This is a genomic window from Streptomyces sp. NPDC045695 (assembly GCF_056432025.1).
The window spans coordinates 39680-55572 of sequence record NZ_JBWKJU010000013.1 but is presented as its reverse complement, the minus strand read 5'-3'; the positions used below and the strand labels follow the sequence as shown (position 1 = coordinate 55572).

General features: G+C 73.6%; 19 protein-coding genes. 8 read left to right on the top strand and 11 right to left on the bottom strand.

What is annotated here, in order from left to right:
- Nucleotides 1-46: 46 nt before the first annotated feature.
- Nucleotides 47-1024 (bottom strand): isopenicillin N synthase family dioxygenase, encoded by a 978-nt coding sequence (locus tag AC07DU_RS22280; RefSeq protein ID WP_479113086.1) that lies wholly within the window; start codon nucleotides 1022-1024, stop codon nucleotides 47-49.
- A gap of 251 nt (nucleotides 1025-1275) precedes the next feature.
- Here AC07DU_RS22280 and AC07DU_RS22275 point away from each other — a divergent pair, with 251 nt between their 5' ends.
- Entirely contained in the window at nucleotides 1276-2022 is a 747-nt protein-coding gene (locus AC07DU_RS22275) for a VOC family protein (protein WP_392056717.1), read from the top strand.
- Nucleotides 2023-2079: 57 nt separating this feature from the next.
- On the opposite strand, the gene AC07DU_RS22270 is transcribed toward AC07DU_RS22275, so the two are convergent.
- From AC07DU_RS22270 to AC07DU_RS22260, 3 genes are read right to left on the bottom strand one after another with little or no spacing between them, the layout of a single operon-like run.
- Nucleotides 2080-4179, bottom strand: coding sequence for a xanthine dehydrogenase family protein molybdopterin-binding subunit (locus tag AC07DU_RS22270; RefSeq protein WP_479113084.1), 2100 nt, complete (start codon nucleotides 4177-4179; stop codon nucleotides 2080-2082).
- A gap of 53 nt (nucleotides 4180-4232) precedes the next feature.
- Nucleotides 4233-5228 (bottom strand): FAD binding domain-containing protein, encoded by a 996-nt coding sequence (locus AC07DU_RS22265; RefSeq protein ID WP_479113082.1) that lies wholly within the window; start codon nucleotides 5226-5228, stop codon nucleotides 4233-4235.
- On the bottom strand, nucleotides 5225-5803 hold the full coding sequence (locus AC07DU_RS22260) for a (2Fe-2S)-binding protein (protein WP_479113080.1): 579 nt from the start codon (nucleotides 5801-5803) through the stop codon (nucleotides 5225-5227). Before AC07DU_RS22260 ends, AC07DU_RS22265 begins: the two co-directional genes overlap by 4 nt.
- A 163-nt stretch (nucleotides 5804-5966) precedes the next feature.
- Between AC07DU_RS22260 and AC07DU_RS22255 the strand changes: the two genes are divergently transcribed.
- Entirely contained in the window at nucleotides 5967-6155 is a 189-nt protein-coding gene (locus AC07DU_RS22255; protein WP_453285891.1) for a DUF6381 family protein, read from the top strand.
- A 74-nt stretch (nucleotides 6156-6229) separates the two neighbouring features.
- Here the strand turns inward: AC07DU_RS22255 and AC07DU_RS22250 are convergent, their stop codons facing one another.
- Nucleotides 6230-7600, bottom strand: a complete 1371-nt coding sequence (locus AC07DU_RS22250) for a M64 family metallopeptidase (RefSeq protein WP_479113078.1) — start codon at nucleotides 7598-7600, stop codon at nucleotides 6230-6232.
- A gap of 139 nt (nucleotides 7601-7739) precedes the next feature.
- On the opposite strand from AC07DU_RS22250, the gene AC07DU_RS22245 reads away from it, so the two are divergent.
- On the top strand, nucleotides 7740-9119 hold the full coding sequence (locus AC07DU_RS22245) for a helix-turn-helix domain-containing protein (RefSeq protein WP_479033787.1): 1380 nt from the start codon (nucleotides 7740-7742) through the stop codon (nucleotides 9117-9119).
- On the opposite strand, the gene AC07DU_RS22240 is transcribed toward AC07DU_RS22245, so the two are convergent.
- The 4 genes from AC07DU_RS22240 to rpmB all read right to left on the bottom strand — a co-directional run bounded on the left by AC07DU_RS22240 (nucleotide 9082) and on the right by rpmB (nucleotide 11860).
- Complete coding sequence (locus AC07DU_RS22240; RefSeq protein WP_479113076.1) at nucleotides 9082-10605, bottom strand: MFS transporter; 1524 nt, start codon at nucleotides 10603-10605, stop codon at nucleotides 9082-9084. The genes AC07DU_RS22245 and AC07DU_RS22240 overlap by 38 nt on opposite strands.
- A 10-nt stretch (nucleotides 10606-10615) precedes the next feature.
- Nucleotides 10616-11191, bottom strand: coding sequence for a TetR/AcrR family transcriptional regulator (locus AC07DU_RS22235; RefSeq protein ID WP_479113074.1), 576 nt, complete (start codon nucleotides 11189-11191; stop codon nucleotides 10616-10618).
- 127 nt (nucleotides 11192-11318) lie between these two features.
- The gene (rpsN, locus tag AC07DU_RS22230) at nucleotides 11319-11624 is read right to left on the bottom strand and encodes a 30S ribosomal protein S14 (RefSeq protein WP_479113072.1); all 306 of its coding nucleotides are present in this window, start codon (nucleotides 11622-11624) and stop codon (nucleotides 11319-11321) included.
- Nucleotides 11624-11860 carry a 50S ribosomal protein L28 gene (gene rpmB, locus AC07DU_RS22225; protein WP_479113070.1) on the bottom strand — a complete coding sequence of 79 codons (237 nt, stop codon included), beginning with the start codon at nucleotides 11858-11860 and terminating at the stop codon, nucleotides 11624-11626. Before rpmB ends, rpsN begins: the two co-directional genes overlap by 1 nt.
- Nucleotides 11861-11924: 64 nt before the next feature.
- Here rpmB and rpmG point away from each other — a divergent pair, with 64 nt between their 5' ends.
- From rpmG to rpsR, 4 genes are read left to right on the top strand one after another with little or no spacing between them, the layout of a single operon-like run.
- A complete protein-coding gene (rpmG, locus tag AC07DU_RS22220; RefSeq protein WP_030162346.1) occupies nucleotides 11925-12089 on the top strand; it encodes a 50S ribosomal protein L33 in 165 nt (54 codons plus the stop codon).
- Between the two features lie 41 nt (nucleotides 12090-12130).
- Nucleotides 12131-12379 (top strand): type B 50S ribosomal protein L31, encoded by a 249-nt coding sequence (locus AC07DU_RS22215; protein ID WP_479113068.1) that lies wholly within the window; start codon nucleotides 12131-12133, stop codon nucleotides 12377-12379.
- Nucleotides 12376-13524 (top strand): CobW family GTP-binding protein, encoded by a 1149-nt coding sequence (locus tag AC07DU_RS22210; protein WP_479113066.1) that lies wholly within the window; start codon nucleotides 12376-12378, stop codon nucleotides 13522-13524. Before AC07DU_RS22215 ends, AC07DU_RS22210 begins: the two co-directional genes overlap by 4 nt.
- Before the next feature lie 58 nt (nucleotides 13525-13582).
- On the top strand, nucleotides 13583-13819 hold the full coding sequence (gene rpsR / locus AC07DU_RS22205; protein WP_479113064.1) for a 30S ribosomal protein S18: 237 nt from the start codon (nucleotides 13583-13585) through the stop codon (nucleotides 13817-13819).
- 78 nt (nucleotides 13820-13897) lie between these two features.
- Here the strand turns inward: rpsR and AC07DU_RS22200 are convergent, their stop codons facing one another.
- Nucleotides 13898-14155: a DUF6158 family protein gene (locus AC07DU_RS22200; protein ID WP_360904781.1), complete on the bottom strand. Its 258-nt coding sequence runs from the start codon at nucleotides 14153-14155 to the stop codon at nucleotides 13898-13900.
- 89 nt (nucleotides 14156-14244) lie between these two features.
- Nucleotides 14245-15165: a LysR family transcriptional regulator gene (locus AC07DU_RS22195; RefSeq protein ID WP_479033768.1), complete on the bottom strand. Its 921-nt coding sequence runs from the start codon at nucleotides 15163-15165 to the stop codon at nucleotides 14245-14247.
- A gap of 186 nt (nucleotides 15166-15351) precedes the next feature.
- On the opposite strand from AC07DU_RS22195, the gene AC07DU_RS22190 reads away from it, so the two are divergent.
- A complete protein-coding gene (locus AC07DU_RS22190; RefSeq protein WP_479033765.1) occupies nucleotides 15352-15882 on the top strand; it encodes a DUF6817 domain-containing protein in 531 nt (176 codons plus the stop codon).
- Nucleotides 15883-15893 lie beyond the last annotated feature (11 nt).

Here is a 15893-nt window from a genome sequence, read left to right as displayed (position 1 = left end):
GAGGGACGGCGCGTCAGACCGCGGGCGGCTTCCGGTGGCCTGCCGGTCATTCCGAAGTCGTAGTCATGGCGATCGAGTCGAGCTTGCCGCGCAGGTACGCGTGCGAGTCGACGGGAGGGTGCACCACGCGGCCGACCGGGGCGGGCAGGGACTCCACCCGGGTGTGCGGGTCGCACTCGTAGAAGTAGACGAGCGAGATCAGTTCTTCGGCCGGCGCGTCGCCGGGCGGGGGCAGCACGCGGTGGCGGCCCGCGCGCCAGCGGTCGCCCGTCCAGCGGGCCATCAGGTCGCCGATGTTCACGGTGAGCGCCGCCGGATCGTAGGGCGCGTCCTGCCAGCCGTCCGCATCGGTGTGGATCTGGAGCCCGCCGGAGCCGAGCTGGCGGTCGAGGACCGTGACCGTGCCGAAGTCGGTGTGCGCCCCGATGCGGAACTGGCCGGGCAGCGGCGGGCCGACTATCTCGGCGCCCGGGTACCAGTTGAGGTTGAACCCCCAGGTGGGATGTGAGGTGTGACGGGTGAAGTGGTCCTGTTCCAGCCCGAGCGCGGTGGCCAGCAGCTCCAGCAGCTCGTCGGACAGGGCCCGCATCAGCCCCAGGTACTCGGTCACCAGCGGCCGCAGCTCCGGCACCTCGGCCGGCCAGGCATTGGGCCGGAACCACTCGGCGTCGACGGCGGGGTCGCCGGTGGGCTCGTCCGCCGCGAAGGACCAGGATTCCTTGAGGTCGGGCGGCGAGGGCTCGCCCTCCGCGTAGCTGTTGGCCTCGGCCCCGGGGCCGAGCCAGCCGCGGTCGCCGACCGTGACCGCGTACGGTTCCTTCGCCGCGGCGGGGAGCCGGAAGAACGCGCGGGCGGCATCCCGGATCCGCGCGGGCAGCCAGGGGTCCACGCCGTGCCCGGTGACCAGCAGGAATCCGGCCGCGCGCAGGGCCTCGTCGACGCGGGCGGCCGTACGGGCGCGCGCCGGTGCCCCGCCGGACCGCCACGGCCCGAGATCGATCACGGGGACCTGGGAACCGACCATGGGAGACCTGCCTTCCGAGGCTGCGGGTGGGGGCCGTCCGGGACCGAGATTAGCGGCGTGGACCGTCGGGGGCGTCCGACACGGAGCGTGATTCTCGGCCACCTTCCGTGGGCTTTCGCCGCTGTCGAGCGCGAGGATCATCCGGAAATGTCCCGGAAGGCCCAGAATGGGACTGGGACTCACGAGGGACGGAGCGAGCGGTGGAGATTTCGACGCGGGAGGTCTTCGGCGCACCGTGCTGGGTGAGCCTGATGGCACGCGACCTCGATACGGCGCAGCGTTTCTACGGGGCGGTCGCGGGCTGGAGGTTCCGCCCCACCCGTCTCGGCACCGCCTTCACGGTGGCGTACCTGGACGGTGTTCCCGTCGCGGGCATCGGCGCGCTGGCCAGTGACCTGGGGGTCGCCGTGGCATGGACGCCGTACTTCGCCGTGGACGACGCCGATGTGGCGGTGGACCGCATCCGGGAGCGGACCGGGACGATCGCCGTCGGTCCGGTCTCCTTCGAGTCGGGCGGCCGCGGGGCCCTCGTGGCGGACCCCGACGGTGCGGTGTTCGGGATCTGGGAGGGCGATGTGGCCGCGGACTGGCGGGTGGGCAAGGGCCCTGCGCCGGCCTGGCTGGAACTGCGCACCCGCAACGCCCTCGACGCGGCGATGTTCTACGGCGCGGTGCTGGAGTGGGCCACGGGCCGGGAAGGCTGCTGCGAGGTCTCCTACGAAGAGGACCAGGTCGTGCTGCGGCAGGAGGGCGAACCGGTCGCCCGCCTCAACAGCGGGCCGGTCGAGATCGCCTCGTACTCCCCGCACACCAGGCCCCGCTGGCACGTCCACTTCCGGGTTCCCAAGCTCAGGCCGGCGATAGAGGCCGCCGTCGCGCTGGGCGGGCGCACCGTCTCGGACATCACCTCCAACGCGGAGGAGCGGTGGGTGACCCTCCGCGACCCGGACGGGGCCCTGTTCACCCTCACCACCGCCCTGGGGTCGGACACCGACTGAGCCGGCACGTTCGACCCCGTTCGTGATCATTGCCTCGGCTGATCACTGCGCGGCTGATCATTCCCCCGGGCCGAGGACGGCCAGGACCCGGTCCGGTGTGAGGGGCAGCTCCCGCAGCCGGTGGCCGGTGGCGTGGCAGACGGCGTTGCCGATCGCGGCGGCCACCCCCACGATGCCGATCTCGCCGATGCCCTTGCCGCCCATCGGAGTGAGGTGTTCGTCGCGCTCGTCGATCCAGTGCGCCTCGATGGCGGGCACGTCCGCGTGCGTGGGCACGTGGTAGGCGGCCAGGTCGCTCTGGGCGAAGTCCCCGTAGGCGGGGTCGACGGCGCTGTGCTCCGTCAGGGCCATGCCGAGGCCCATGACCATGCCGCCGATGAACTGCGACCGCGCGGTCGTCGGGTTCAGGATGCGCCCGGCCGCGTACACGCCGAGCAGGCGGCGTACGCGCACCTCGCCGGTGACCGTGTCGACCTGGACGTCGGCGAAGTGTGCGCCGAAGGCGTGGCGGGCGTACGGCGGCTTCTTCTTGGCCGCCTCGGTCGTGTCGGCCACGGCCGACAGTCCCTCGGGCGGCAGCGGCCCCCGGTGGCGGGCGAGCCGGGCGGCGAGGTCGGTGCAGGCCTCGTGGACCGCCCATCCCCAGGAGGCGGTTCCCGCCGAGCCTCCGGCGAGCGGGGCCGCGGGCAGGCCGGTGTGTCCGATGGCCACCGTCACGGACGCGAGGGGCGCGCCCAGGGCGTCGGCGGCGACCTGGGCGAGGACGGTACGCGCGCCGGTCCCGAGGTCGGTCGCGTTGAGTTCGACGAGGTAGCCGCCGTCGGGGTGGGCACGGGCCCGCGCCGTGGAGGGGCCGATCCAGACGGGGTAGGTGGCGGCGGCCACGCCCACCCCGCCCAGCAGCGGCCCGTCACGGCGCGGGGTGCGCCCGGCCTCCCAGCCGAACCGGGCCGCGCCCTCCCGCAGGCACTCGACGAGGTGGCGGCTGCTGAAGGGGCGGCCGCTGTCCGGTTCGACGGCCGGCTCGTTGCGGATCCGCAGGTCCACGGGGTCCATGCCGAGCGCGTCCGCCAGCTCGTCCATGGCAGATTCCAGTGCGTACATGCCGGGGGTCTCGCCGGGGGCGCGCATCCACGAGGGGGTGGGGATGTCCAGGGCGACGACGCGGTGGCTGGTACGGAGGTCCGGCACGGCGTACATGACCCGGGCGGGTACGGCGGCCTGTTCCACGAACTCCCGGACGCGGGAGGTGTGGGTGGTGACCGCGTGGGTGAGGGCCGTGAGGGTGCCGTCGCGGCGGGCGCCCAGGGCGAGCCGGTGCAGGGTGGGGGCCCGGTGCCCGACCGTGGCGGCCATGTGGCGCCGGGGCAGGGCGAGTTTGACGGGGCGTGCGGTGTGCCGGGCGGCCATGACGGCCAGGACCACGTGGGGGCGCGGGGTGCCCTTGCAGCCGAATCCGCCGCCGACGTGTTCGGACATGACCTCGACGTGGTCCTCGGGCACGCCGAAGAGCGCGGACAGGGTCGTCCGGACGGTGCCCGCGCCCTGGCTGGAGTCGTGGACGCTCAGGCGGTCCCCTCCGGCGTCCCAGACGGCGGTGGCGGCGTGCGGCTCCATGGGGTGGTTGTGGAGCGGGGGCACGGTGTACGCGCAGTCGATCCGTACGGGTGCGGCGGCCAGCGCCGCGTCCGGGTCGCCCTGCTCGCGGACGGCCGGGTAGCCGCCGTTGACCTCTTCGGGCGTGTAGGCGCCGGGGTGGTCCTCGTACAGGACCGCGTCGTGCGGTTCGACCGCGTAGTCGATCCTCACCGCTTCGGCGGCGGCGCGGGCGCCCTCCGGGGTGTCAGCGATGGCCAGGGCCACGTACCAGCCGCGGTGCGGGACGGCGTGGTCCTGGAGCACCTGGAGGGTGGGGTCCTCCCAGGGGCCGAGCCGCGGCGCGTTGTCCGGGGTGAGGACGTCGAGCACCCCGGGCATCTCCAGGGCGGCGGCGGTGTCGACGGCGGTGACGCGGCCGCGGGGGATGGTGGCGGGGACGGGACAGGCGTAGGCGCAGCCGGGCGGGGTGTGGTCGGCGGCGTAGCGGGCGGCGCCGGTGACCTTCTGCGTGCCTTCCGCGCGGACGGTGGGGGTGCCGAGTGCCGGGTGCGCGGGCATCGCCTGCTCCTCTACGGGTTCACGGACACGGTCTACGGGGGTGTGCGGGCGGGTCACGTGCGGGAGCGGGCCAGCGCGCCGAGCACGTCGCACGCCAGGTTCCGGGCGAGTGCCACCTTGAAGGCGTTGTCGCGCAGGGGCCGGGCCCCGGCCAGTTCGGCCTCGACCGCCTGCCGGACGGCGTCGGGGGTCGGCGCGGACCCGGTGAGGGTCCGTTCGAGGGTGGTGGCGCGCCAGGGCCGGTGGGCGAGCCCGCCGAAGGCGACGGCGACCCGCCGTACGAGACCCGCGTCGGCGTCGACGTCGAGCACCACGGCGACCGAGGCCAGCGCGAAGGCGTACGAGGCCCGGTCGCGCGCCTTCCGGTACCGGGAGCGGGCGCCGGGAGCGGCGGCGGGCAGGAGCACCCCGGTGACGATCTCGCCGTCCCGGATTTCGGTGTCCCGCTCGGGGTGGTCGCCGGGCAGCCGGTGGAAGGCGGTGGCCGCCACCGTCCGGGTGCCGCCGGCCGCGTAGAGCTCGACGTCGGCGTCGTACGCGGCGAGGGCGACGGCCATGTCCGAGGGGTGGGTCGCGACGCAGTGGGGGGAGTGACCGAGTACGGCGTGGTCGCGGTGGATGCCGTCGAGCGCGGAGCAACCGGCGCCCGGCTCGCGCTTGTTGCAGGCCTTGGAGACGTCCTGGAAGTACGTGCAGCGGGTGCGCTGGAGGAGGTTGCCGCCGGTGGTGGCGACATTGCGCAGTTGCGGGGAGGCCCCGGCGAGGAGGGCCTGGGCCAGGGCCGGGTACCGGGCGCGTACGAGGGGGTGCGCGGCCACGTCGCTGGCGCGGGCCGTGGCTCCGATGCGCAGGGCCCCGCCGGGCAGCTCCTCGATGGCGTGGAGCGGGATGCGTGAGAGGTCGACGAGGGTGCCGGGGGTCTCGACGCCGAGTTTCATCAGGTCGACGAGGTTGGTGCCGCCGCCGAGGTAGCGGGAACCGGGGCGGGCGGCGTGGGCTTCGGCGGCCTCCTGGAGGGTGGTCGCCCGCACGTAGTCGAAGGGCTTCATCCGGCCACGTCCTGCACGGCCCGGACGATGGCCGGGTAGGCGCCGCAGCGGCAGAGGTTGCCGCTGAGCCGCTCCCTGATCTCCTCTTCGGTGAGGGTGACCGGGGCGCGGTGCCCGGCATCTGCAGCCGCTTCGGCTTCGGCGCCGTCAGCGGCTGCTTCCGTGGCCGCTTCGGCGAGCGCTGCGACGGCGGAGCAGAGCTGGCCCGGCGTGCAGAAGCCGCACTGGAAGGCGTCCCGTTCCACGAACGCGCGCTGGAGGGCGGCCGCGTCGCCGTCGCCGCTGTCGGCGAGTCCCTCCACGGTGGTGACCTCCGCGCCGTCCTGGGCGACCGCCAGCAGCAGGCAGCTGTTGACCCGCCGCCCGTCGAGGAGCACGGTGCAGGCCCCGCACTGGCCGTGGTCGCACCCCTTCTTGGCCCCGGTGAGGTCCAGGTGCTCCCGGAGGGCGTCGAGGAGGGTGACGCGGTGGTCCAGCCGGAGGGAGTGCCCGGTGCCGTTGACGCGCAGCGTCACGGTGGTGCCGGTGGTGCGGGCGGCGGAGGCGGCGGTCTTCGGGGGATCGGTTCGGCTCACCCCCACAGACTCGCCGAACGCGCCCGCTGCGGCATCCGCGGTCGGCCATTCGCGGGCTCTCCCGCCCCGGGGTCACGCTGGGTGACGCTTCGAGATGCGGGCGAACGGCAGTACTGGTTCGCTGAATCCGCCCGCTCTCCCCCACAGATCCAAGGAGCGATCAATGAGCGTTTCAGGCGAATCCCGCGGCCGGTCCCAGCAGATGCGCGACAAGGCGCAGGAACTGAAGGACGCGGCCGAGCGGTCCACCGACCCGGAGGAGCGCCGACGGCTGCAGGAGAAGGCCCGCCGCCTGCAGGAGCAGAGCGAGCAGGAGGGCCGCACGGACGCACGGGGCATGGACCCCATGTAGTTCGGGAGCCCCTGGCTCCGCCCCCGCCGGTGTCCGCCGCGATCCTGTCGCCGCGGACACCGGCTTCGTCGCGTCTACAGCCGGACCTGCCAGTCGACGGTGGAGCGCAGGGTCGGCAGTATCTTCGGGTCGCGCACCGACGGCGTGCGGTCCTCGGCCGTCACCGAGAGCCGGTGCGTGCGGAAGTCGAACAGCCACAGCTCCGCCACCGACACCTCGCTGCGGCCCTCGAACCGCTTCAGCTCCCTGCCGTCGAGGTACCAGCGCACCACCAGTTGCCGGCCGTCCGCCCCGGTCAGCGCCGGCACGGCGGCCTTCGCCGTGTGGCGCAGCCTCAGGGTCCTGTCGGTCGGGGTGAGCGCGGTGACGGTCCGTGCGTGCTGGTAGAAGCCGGCGATCATCGACTCGACGCCGGGCAGGTTGAAGGGCTTGCCCAGGACCCGCATCAGTGAGTTGTCGGTGGGCCGGTAGAGGCCGGTGACGTAGTAGTTGCCGCCCTCGTAGGTGCCGACCGTGCCGCCGTCGGGCGACGGTTCGCCGAGCCAGCGGTACCACTTGGCCCGCTGTGCGGCCATCCGGTCGGCGGGCAGGCCCGAGCTGTTGGACTCGGCGGGCTCGCGGCCGGTGTACTTCTCGTAGTCCGGCACGCCCGTGTAGAAGTACTCGTCGGCGAGTTTGCCCAGCGAGTGGCCCGTCTCGTGGATGGCGACCTGGCCGGACTTCGCGTGGCCGGCCGAGGCCGTCGATATCCCCTCGTAGCCGAGGGTGGGGCTGGGCTCGTTGTAGCCGGCGCCGCCGTACTTGGCGCTGTTGGCCAGGACGATGACGAGGTCGGCCTCCGGCGCCTTCGCCACGTACGTGTCGACCTTGGGCTGGTCGATGCAGAGCAGCCGCTCGATGCCGTCGCACCAGAAGTACGAGCCGAGGGCGGTGTCGCGGACGGTGGCCGGGTCGGGGTCGCCGGAGACGCCGGAGTCGTGGGAGACCGCGTCGACCGTCCAGACGTTGAACAGGTTCCGGTAGGTGGTGTACGGCTCCACGGCCGTCACCTCGCCCCATTTCTGCGCGGCGTCGGAGCGGAACCGCTCCAGTTCGCCGGCGGTGTAGCCGTCCCCGACGATGACGACGTCGAGGCGGTCGGCGGTCGGGCCGTTGTCGACCATCTTGACGACCTCGCCGTCCGCCGCCCGCTCGGCCTCGGAGAGCCGGCCCGCGCTCTTCGCGGGGCTGGCGGCGGCCGGTACCCGGGTGTGGCCGGATCCGGCGAAGCCGCCGTGCTCCGGGCCCGGTATCTCCACCTCCACCCGGTCCTTGGCCGGGGCGTCCACCGCGCGGGCGGGCCCCGCGGCCACCAGCGCGGCGGTCGCGACGACCATCGCGACGGCCCCGCGAAGGGCGGAGCGTACGGCCGGGCGCCGGACGCGGCGTCCTCTGACTGGATCCATGAAGTCCTCCCCCAGGAAAGGGAATTAAGCAGCTTGTTAAGCGCACTGAAACAGCTGCTTAAACTAGGGGGCGCGTGAGAGGTGCGCAATGGCCTGCTCCCCCTCAATACTGGGGAGTTCGAGCAACCAGGGGGATTCCATGGACGAACCGGCCCGAATCGGCCGCAGGGTTCAGCGCATGCGGGGTGAACTGGGGCTGACGCAGCGGCAGTTGGCGGAGCCCTCGTACACCTCGGCCTACATCTCCACCCTGGAGTCGGGCAAGGTGCGCCCCTCCGAGACCGCGCTGCGCTTCCTCGCCGCACGCCTGGGCACCTCGTACGAGGAGCTGGCCACGGGTCGCCCCGCCCATCTGGCCACCGAGCTGCGGCTCGCCCTCACCGACGCCCAGCAGACGCTCTCCACCGGCGCGGCCGACGAGGCCGCCACCCGCTACCGGCGCCTGCTCACCGAGGCCACTGACCTCGGGCTGACCTCCGAACAGGCGGAGGCGCGGCTCGGGCTCGGCGAATGCGCGCTGGAGGCGGGCGAACTGCCCGACGCGATCGCCCACTTCGAGGCGGCCGAGCGGCTCCTGGCCGAAGAACCGCTCCCCCGGCGCGCCCGGCCGATCCGCGGCCGCGCCGTCGCTCACCTGCTGGCCGGTGAGCTGCGCTACGCCTGCTACCTCCTCGAATCCACCATCGACGAGCTGGGCGCGAGCGGGCTGGCCGACCCCGAGGCCCTGGTGCTGCTCTACGCGGCGGTGATCGGGCCGTACATCGACATGGGGGCCCTGGGCCGCGCGGCCCACGCGGCCGAGCTCGCGCTCGCGCTGGCCCCGCAGGTCAGCGACCCGGCGCTGGTGGCGGGCATGCACCGGCAGGTGGCACGGACCTTCCTGGCCGAGGGGCGGGTGGCCGACGCCGACGCCTCCCTCGCCAAGGCCCAGGAGATCTACGGGCAGTTGCGGCTGCGGACCGATCTGGCCCACTGCCACTGGATGCGCGGCTACGTACAGGCCCAGAACGGTGAACTGGAGTCGGCGGAGCGGGAGTTGCGCACGGCCCGGGACATGCTGTCAGCCCGGCGGGCCGGGCTGTACACGGCCCAGGTGGAGGTCGAACTGGCCGACGTCCTGCGCCAGCTCGGCCGTTTCGACGAGGCCGCCCGGCTGCTCTCGGCGCTGCTGGAACTGGGAGACAGCCACGGCGCGGTGCACGCGGGCGGCGCGCACCGGCTCCTCGGCCTGATCGCCGAGGAGCACGGCGAGACCGAGTCCGCCGAGGAGCACTACGTACAGGCGCTGGCCCTGCTGGAGCGCAGCGGGGCCAGCGGCGACCTGGCCGATCTGTGCAGGCTGCTGGGTGACCTGCTGCGGCGGACGGGCCGGGTCGAGGCGGCGATGGACGCGTACCGCACGGGCCTGGGCCACCGGGCGGCGCCGGGCACCACCACGCTGGGCCCGGCGCCCGCGGCGCCCGTGTTCGGCTCCGCCCGGCTCAGTGGTTCTCGGTGGGCCGCAGATCGCGCGGAATGAGCGCCCAGGTCGTGGCCGCCGCGGCGACCGCGAGCCCGGCGGCCATGAGGAACGCCGGGGTGATCGCCAGGGTGTAGGCGTGCGAAGCCGATTCGAGCAGCGCCCGGCCGACCGCGCCGCCCAGCCGTTCGGCGGTGTGCGCGGCCTCGCCGACGGAGTCCCGCACCGCGGCGGCCGCGGGCCCGTCCAGGTCGAGGGCGGGCAGGTTGCTCCGGTAGAGCGCGGCGGCGGTGGATCCGAGGACGGCGACGCCCATGGCCGAACCGAGCTCGTAGCAGGTCTCCTCGATCGCGGCGGCGCTGGAGACCTCGGCCGCGGGAGCGGCGGAGACCAGCGTCACGGAGGCCACTGTGGTGGCAGTGCCGGCGCCGAGGCCGATGACGGTCAGGGCGGCCGCGAAGGCCGGGTAGCCGAGTTCGGCGAACTGCTGGAAGGCCCAGGGCAGGGCCATTCCGGCGGCCATGACGACCAGTCCCGCGCCGAGCACGTGGCGGATCGCGAACCGCTGCATCAGGGAGGGCGCGACCATCGAGGCGGCGATCAGCGCGAGCGGGGCCGGCAGGAGGCGCACTCCGGCCTCCAGCGGGGTGTAGCCCTCGCCGTACTGGAACCACTGGGTCACGAGGAACAGGATCGCGCCCATGCCCACCATGGGCAGGAAGATCGCGGTGGCCGCGACGCTGAAGGCGGGCTTGGCGAACAGCCGCACCTGGAGCAGCGGGTTGTCCAGGCGCAGCTGGCGGCGGACGAAGACGGTCAGTGCCACGGCGGCGACCAGCAGCAGCGCCCAGGGCAGGGGGTCGCCCACGCCGCTCTTGCCGAGCTGCTTGATGCCGCCGGCGAGGGCGAGCATGCCGACGACGGACTGTCCGACGCCCCACCAGTCCCACGCGCCGCTGCTGCGGGGGGACCGCGATTCGGGCAGGTAGCGCAGGCCGGCGACGACGAGGAGGGCGGCGACGGGAAGGTTGAGGAGGAAGGCGGAGTGCCAGCCGTAGTCCTGGACCAGCAGGCCGCCGACGACCGGCCCGAAGGCCATGCCGCCGCCGAAGACGGCCGCCCAGACGGCGAGCGCGAAGGCGCGCTCCTTGGCGTCGGTGAAGACACTGCGCAGGATCGACACGGTGGACGGCATGATGGCCGCGCCACCGACGCCGAGCAGGGCGCGGGCCGCGATCACGTGCCACGCCTCGGTGGAGAACACGGCGATGAGCGAGGCCGCCGAGAAGATGCCGAAGCCCGCCATGAGGAGCCGCTTGCGCCCCCAGCGGTCACCGAGCGCGCCCGCGGTGACCAGCAGCCCGGACAGGGCGAGGGCGTAGACGTCGATGATCCACAGCTGCTGCACGGCGCCCGGCCGCAGATCGCCGACGAGCGAGGGGAAGGCCACGTTGAGGATCGTGGTGTCCATGGAGATGAGCAGGAGACTGCCGGAGAGGATCGCCAGGACGATCCAACGGCGGGAGTCCTGCGAGGGGGTGTGCATGGGAATCCGTTCAGGGTTGAGCGGGGGGCGGGGGCGCGAGGGGCCGGGTGCCGCCGAGGAAGGACGTCAGGACCAGGTGGCCGATCTGGCGGGGCGCGAGGTGCCCGTCGCGCACGCCTTCGGCGGCCGCGTCGAGCAGGCCCCAGAGCGCGTACCAGATCCAGTACGGCGGCAGGTCGCCGCGCAGTCGTCCCAGCCGCTGACCGAGGGCGAGGAAGGCGAGTGCCCGCTGGTCCTGGCGGTCCACGCCGGCCCGGAACTCCGGGTCCGCGAGGACGGTGGCGTCCCGCGAGGTGAAGCCGTAGAGGTGCGCGGCGGGCATCAGCGCGAGCACCAGCTCTTCGAGGGCGGCGTCGAAGGCCGGCCCGTCGGCGGCCCGGTCCAGGTCGAGCGGGGCGAGGCAGCCGTCGACCACGTGGATCGCCCGGACGGCCACGGCCTTCAGCAGCGCTTCCCGGGTCGCGTAGCGGCGGCTGAGCGTGGCGCGGCTGGTCCCGATGCCGGCGGCGATCTGCACCATCGAGGCGCTGTGATCGCCGGCCAGGACGCGGGCGGCGCCGTCCAGCAGCTCTTCTTCTCGCACCACGATGAGCCTCCTTCGCGTCAAACGATACAAGATCGTCTCATGCGAGGCAAAGGTGACCCAGTACTGGAGCTCGAACGACGAGCGGCCCGCACCCCAAGGGTGCGGGCCGCTCCGAGGCGTCCGGTCGTCACCACGACGACTTGGTGACCCCCGGGAGGAAGCCGGCGTGCGCCTGTCCGCGCATCCGGATCCGGGAGAGTCCGAACCTGCGCAGGTGGCCGCGCGGGCGTCCGTCCACGCTGTCCCGGTTGCGCACCCGGGTGGCGCTGGCGTCGCGCGGCTGACGCCTGAGCTCCGCCAGCGCGCCGGCCCGTTCGGCTTCGGTCGAGGACGACAGCCGCAGGACCTCCTTGAGTTCCGCCCGCCGGGCGGCGTACCTCCGGACGATCGCCTTGCGCTTCTCGTTGCGCGCGATCTTGCTCTTCTTCGCCATCAGACCTTCACCCCGCGCGCCCGGATGCGGGCCACGGCGCTCTCGACGCCGATGGCGTCGACGGTCTTGATCGCCTTCGCGCTGAGGGTGAGGCGGACGCACCGCCCCTCGCCCGCCAGCCAGTACCTCTTGCGCTGGACGTTGGGGTCGAAGCGCCGCGAGGTGCGCCGGTGCGAGTGGGAGATGGAGTTGCCGAAGCCCGGCCGGGCGCCGGTCAGCTGACAGTGCGCGGACATGGTGGTGCCTGCCTCTCATAGGGGACCATATTGGAAATGGAAATCATTGCCATATACTAGTCACATGGCACGCAACGAAGTACGCCCGATCGTCAAACTCCGCTCCACCGCGGGCACCGGTTACACCTACGTCACCCGCAAGAACCGCCGGAACGACCCGGACCGCATGGTGCTGCGCAAGTTCGACCCGGTGGTCCGCCGGCACGTCGACTTCCGCGAAGAGCGCTGACCCTGCCCCACCGTCCGTCCCACCGCCTGAAGGACTCCGCCATGAAGCCCGGCATCCACCCCGCCTACGGCCCCGTCGTCTTCCGCGACAAGGCCGCCGACTTCGCCTTCCTCACCCGCTCGACCGCCACCAGCGACAAGACCGTCATCTGGGAGGACGGCCACACCTACCCCTTCATCGACGTCGAGATCTCCTCGCAGAGCCACCCCTTCTACACCGGCACCGCACGCGTCCTGGACACCGCCGGGCGCGTCGAGCGCTTCCAGCGCCGCTACGGGAGCAAGCCGTGACCCTGCCCGTCGTCATCGTGGGCGGTCTCCACTCGGAGGCCCGCCGGGCGGCGGTGCGGGCGCTGCTCCTCACCGTGCCCGGCAGCGTCGCCCTGCACCACGACCTCTCCACGGCGGCCGAGGGCACCGTACGGCGCACCGTGCGCGACGCCTCCCTCCTCCTCGATACGGGCGAGACCCCCCTCGTCAACGACTGCGCGTGCTGCGCGCTGCGCGAGGACCTGGTCCCGGAGCTGAGGCGGCTGGCCGCGGACGGATCGACCCGGCTCGCCGTCGTCGAACTGTGGGACTCCGTCGAACCCCGCGCGATGGCCGAGGTCATCGACGCGCACGGCGGGCAGGACCTGGAGCTCAGCAATGTGATCACCGCCGTCGACCCGGCGCTGGTGCTGCCCTACCTCGCCAACGGGGACGACCTCGCCGAGGCCGGGCTCGCCACGGCGGCCACCGACCAGCGGACGGTCGGGGACACCTGGGCGCGGCAGCTGGAGTACGCGCCCGTCCTGGCCCTCGTCGACAGCGCGGACGCGGACGACGAGGACCGTGCGCTGCTGGCCCAGCTCCACCCGACCGCTCGCCGGGTGGAGACCGGGTCCGGTGAGCTGGCCCGGATCGCCTTCGCCGGGTTCGACGCGGAGGCGGCGGCCGCCGCCCAGCACCCGGCCTGCGCGCTCCTGCCGCAGGAGGCGGACGAGGCCGGGGTCGCCACCCTGGTCTGGCACCGCCACCGCCCCTTCCACCCGGAGCGGCTCTACCACGCGCTGGAGGACCTCGTCTGCGCGGCGGCCCGCAGCCGCGGCCGTTTCTGGCTCGCCGACCGTCCCGACACCCTGCTGGCCTGGGACGCCGCGGGCGGCGCGCTCTGCGTGGAGGACAGCGGCCCGTGGCTGGCCTCGCTGCCCGACGCCGCCTGGGAGATGGTGCCTCCCGTCCGCAGGGCGGCCGCCGCCCTGGGCTGGCACCCGGAGCACGGCGACTGCTGCCAGCACCTGGTCTTCACCTCACCGGGCCTCGACCGCGACGGACTGGTCCGGCTCCTGGAGTCCTGCCTGCTGACCGATGCCGAGCTGGCCGGGGGACGCGAGGCGTGGCAGTGCCTTCCCGCCGCCTTCGACGCCCTCCTCTACCCGTGTCCTGACCCGTGAACCCATGACCCGAGAAGCCTGAGAAACCCGAGAAGCCCGAGGAACCGGAGGAATCCGCATGGCCCGCCGTCACGACACCCGCAAGCCCCTCAAGGCCCGTCCCAACCCCCTGGACGCAGCCAAGATCACACACATCGACTACAAGGACACCGACCTGCTGCGGAAGTTCGTCTCCGACCGCGGCAAGATCCGCAGCCGCCGCGTCACCCGGGTCAGTGCCCAGCAGCAGCGCCGCCTCACCGCGGCGATCAAGAACGCCCGGGAGATGGCACTGCTCCCCTACGCCGCCCGCTGACCGGACACCGAACGCCGAGGCCGATGCGACGCCGAGGGCCTGACCCCGTACGGGGCCGGGCCCTCGGCGTTCGCGCCCTCAGTCCCCGGCGCCGCGGGCACGGGCGCCCGAGCGGGTGCGGCCCGCCGTCTGCGCCCGCTGCGGGTGACGGCGTACGTACTCGTGCTCCAGCTCGTTCATCCGCTTCGTGTGGGTGACCAGGGCTTCGTCGGACCCGTGGAGCAGGGTCTCGTGGCGCGTGCGGTGGATCGCCTCCAGCTCCTTGAGCAGTCGGCCCTCCTCCAGTTTCGACGCCGACGGACCGCCGTCGTGCTCCGTCGCGGAACGTTCCGTCATGGCACACCTCCTCCGCCGGGCGGCGGGATCGCGCTCGGCCTGCGTACTCGGCCACTCCATCATCCTCCGTACGGCGCCCCGCGTCCTCGTCAGCCGACGGACCGGCCGCGCTGCTCGGCGGCGCGCGCCCTGCAGCTGCGGGCCACCGCGTCGGCGAAGACCAGGGCCGGCGGGGCGAGGGCCGCCCAGCGGCGGACCGCCCAGCCGACCGCGAGGGGCGGCAGGGCGGGGAGGGGAACGAGCCGCAGCGGGCCGTCGCCGGGGACCCGCCAGCCGGGCAGCGCGGGTACGACGGCGTGCCCCAGGCCCAGTTCGGCGAGCAGCAGGGCGGTGTCCCAGTCGGCCGCGCTGGTGTCGGAGCGGACGCGGACGCCCGCCGCGGTGAGTGCGGCGTCGAGGTGGGCGCGGGAGGCGGAGTTCTCCGGCAGCCGGATGTGGCGGATGCCGGCGAGGTCGGCGGGGTCGAGGTGGGGGCGGGCGGCGAGGGGGTCGTCGGCGCCGACCGCGAGCACCCAGGGCAGGTCCATGACGGGGCGCTGTTCGATGCCGCGGACCGGGCCGCCGATGGTGATCCAGGCGAGGTCGAGGTCGTCGGCGGCGAGGGCGTCGAAGCAGCTGCGGCTGGAGTTCTCGGTCTGGAACTCCAGGCTGACCTCGGGGTGGAGCCGACGGAAGGTGACGACGGCCTCGGACATGAAGTGCCGCACGGTGGTCGCGCCGGTCGTCACGCGCACCGACCCGCCCGTGCCCCGTACGAGGTCGGCCACCCGGCGCAGAGCGCCGTCGAGACCCGCGATGCCGTCGGCCGCGGCGGCCTGGACGATGCGTCCGGCTTCGGTGGGCACGACTCCCCGGGCGTGGCGCTCCAGGAGGCTGGCGCCGGTCTCCTTCTCCAGGCGCCGGACGTGCTGGCTGACGGCCGACTGGGTGCGGCCGAGGTCACGGGCCACCGCGCTGAGGCTGCCGGCACGGCAGACGGCCACGAACACGCGAAGATCGTCCAAGGTCATGTGTCCCAAGGTATCGCTTGGGTGTGGGGAGGAAACCCGAGGATTGACTTGGGTGTTGAGCGGGATCAAGATCGGTGCAGGGACCGGGCGGCAACTCGTCCCCGCCCTCGCCCCCGGGTCCGGACCCCGGGGCGAACGCAGGCGGGACGGGTGCCGACCCACCACCACGAGCGGAGGGGGCCCACGGTGTCGGATCGCGCCGTCGCATGGTTGCGGGAGCTCGGGGCGCAGGAGATCGCCCACCCCGGTGGCACCCTCCTCGCGCACCTCGGGCGCGTACAGGAGCTGCTCGCGTCCTGGGGAGCGCGGCCGGCGCTCCAGCGGGCGGGCCTGTGCCACGCGTTCTACGGTACGGACGGATTCCCCACCGCCCTCCTGACGCTGGAGCGCCGGGCCGAGCTGGCCGAGGTGATCGGGGAGGAGGCCGAGGGGATCGTGTACCTGTACGCGGCGTGCGACCGGGCCGCGTCGTATCCGACGCTCGCTGCTGACCGGGCGGCCTTCCGGGACCGGTTCACCGGCCGTGTCCACTCCCCCGCCCTGGCGTCGCGGCGGGACCTCGCCGAGTTGTCGGCGGCCAACGAACTGGACCTCGCGCGGATCGATCCGGCGTTCGGGCGGGCCTGCGGGCCCGGACTCTTCGCGCTGTTCGGGCGGTTGCGGGGTCTGCTGAGCGAGCCGGCCTGGCGGGAGTGCCAGGCCGTGCTCGGCGGCTGAGAGGGTCAGGG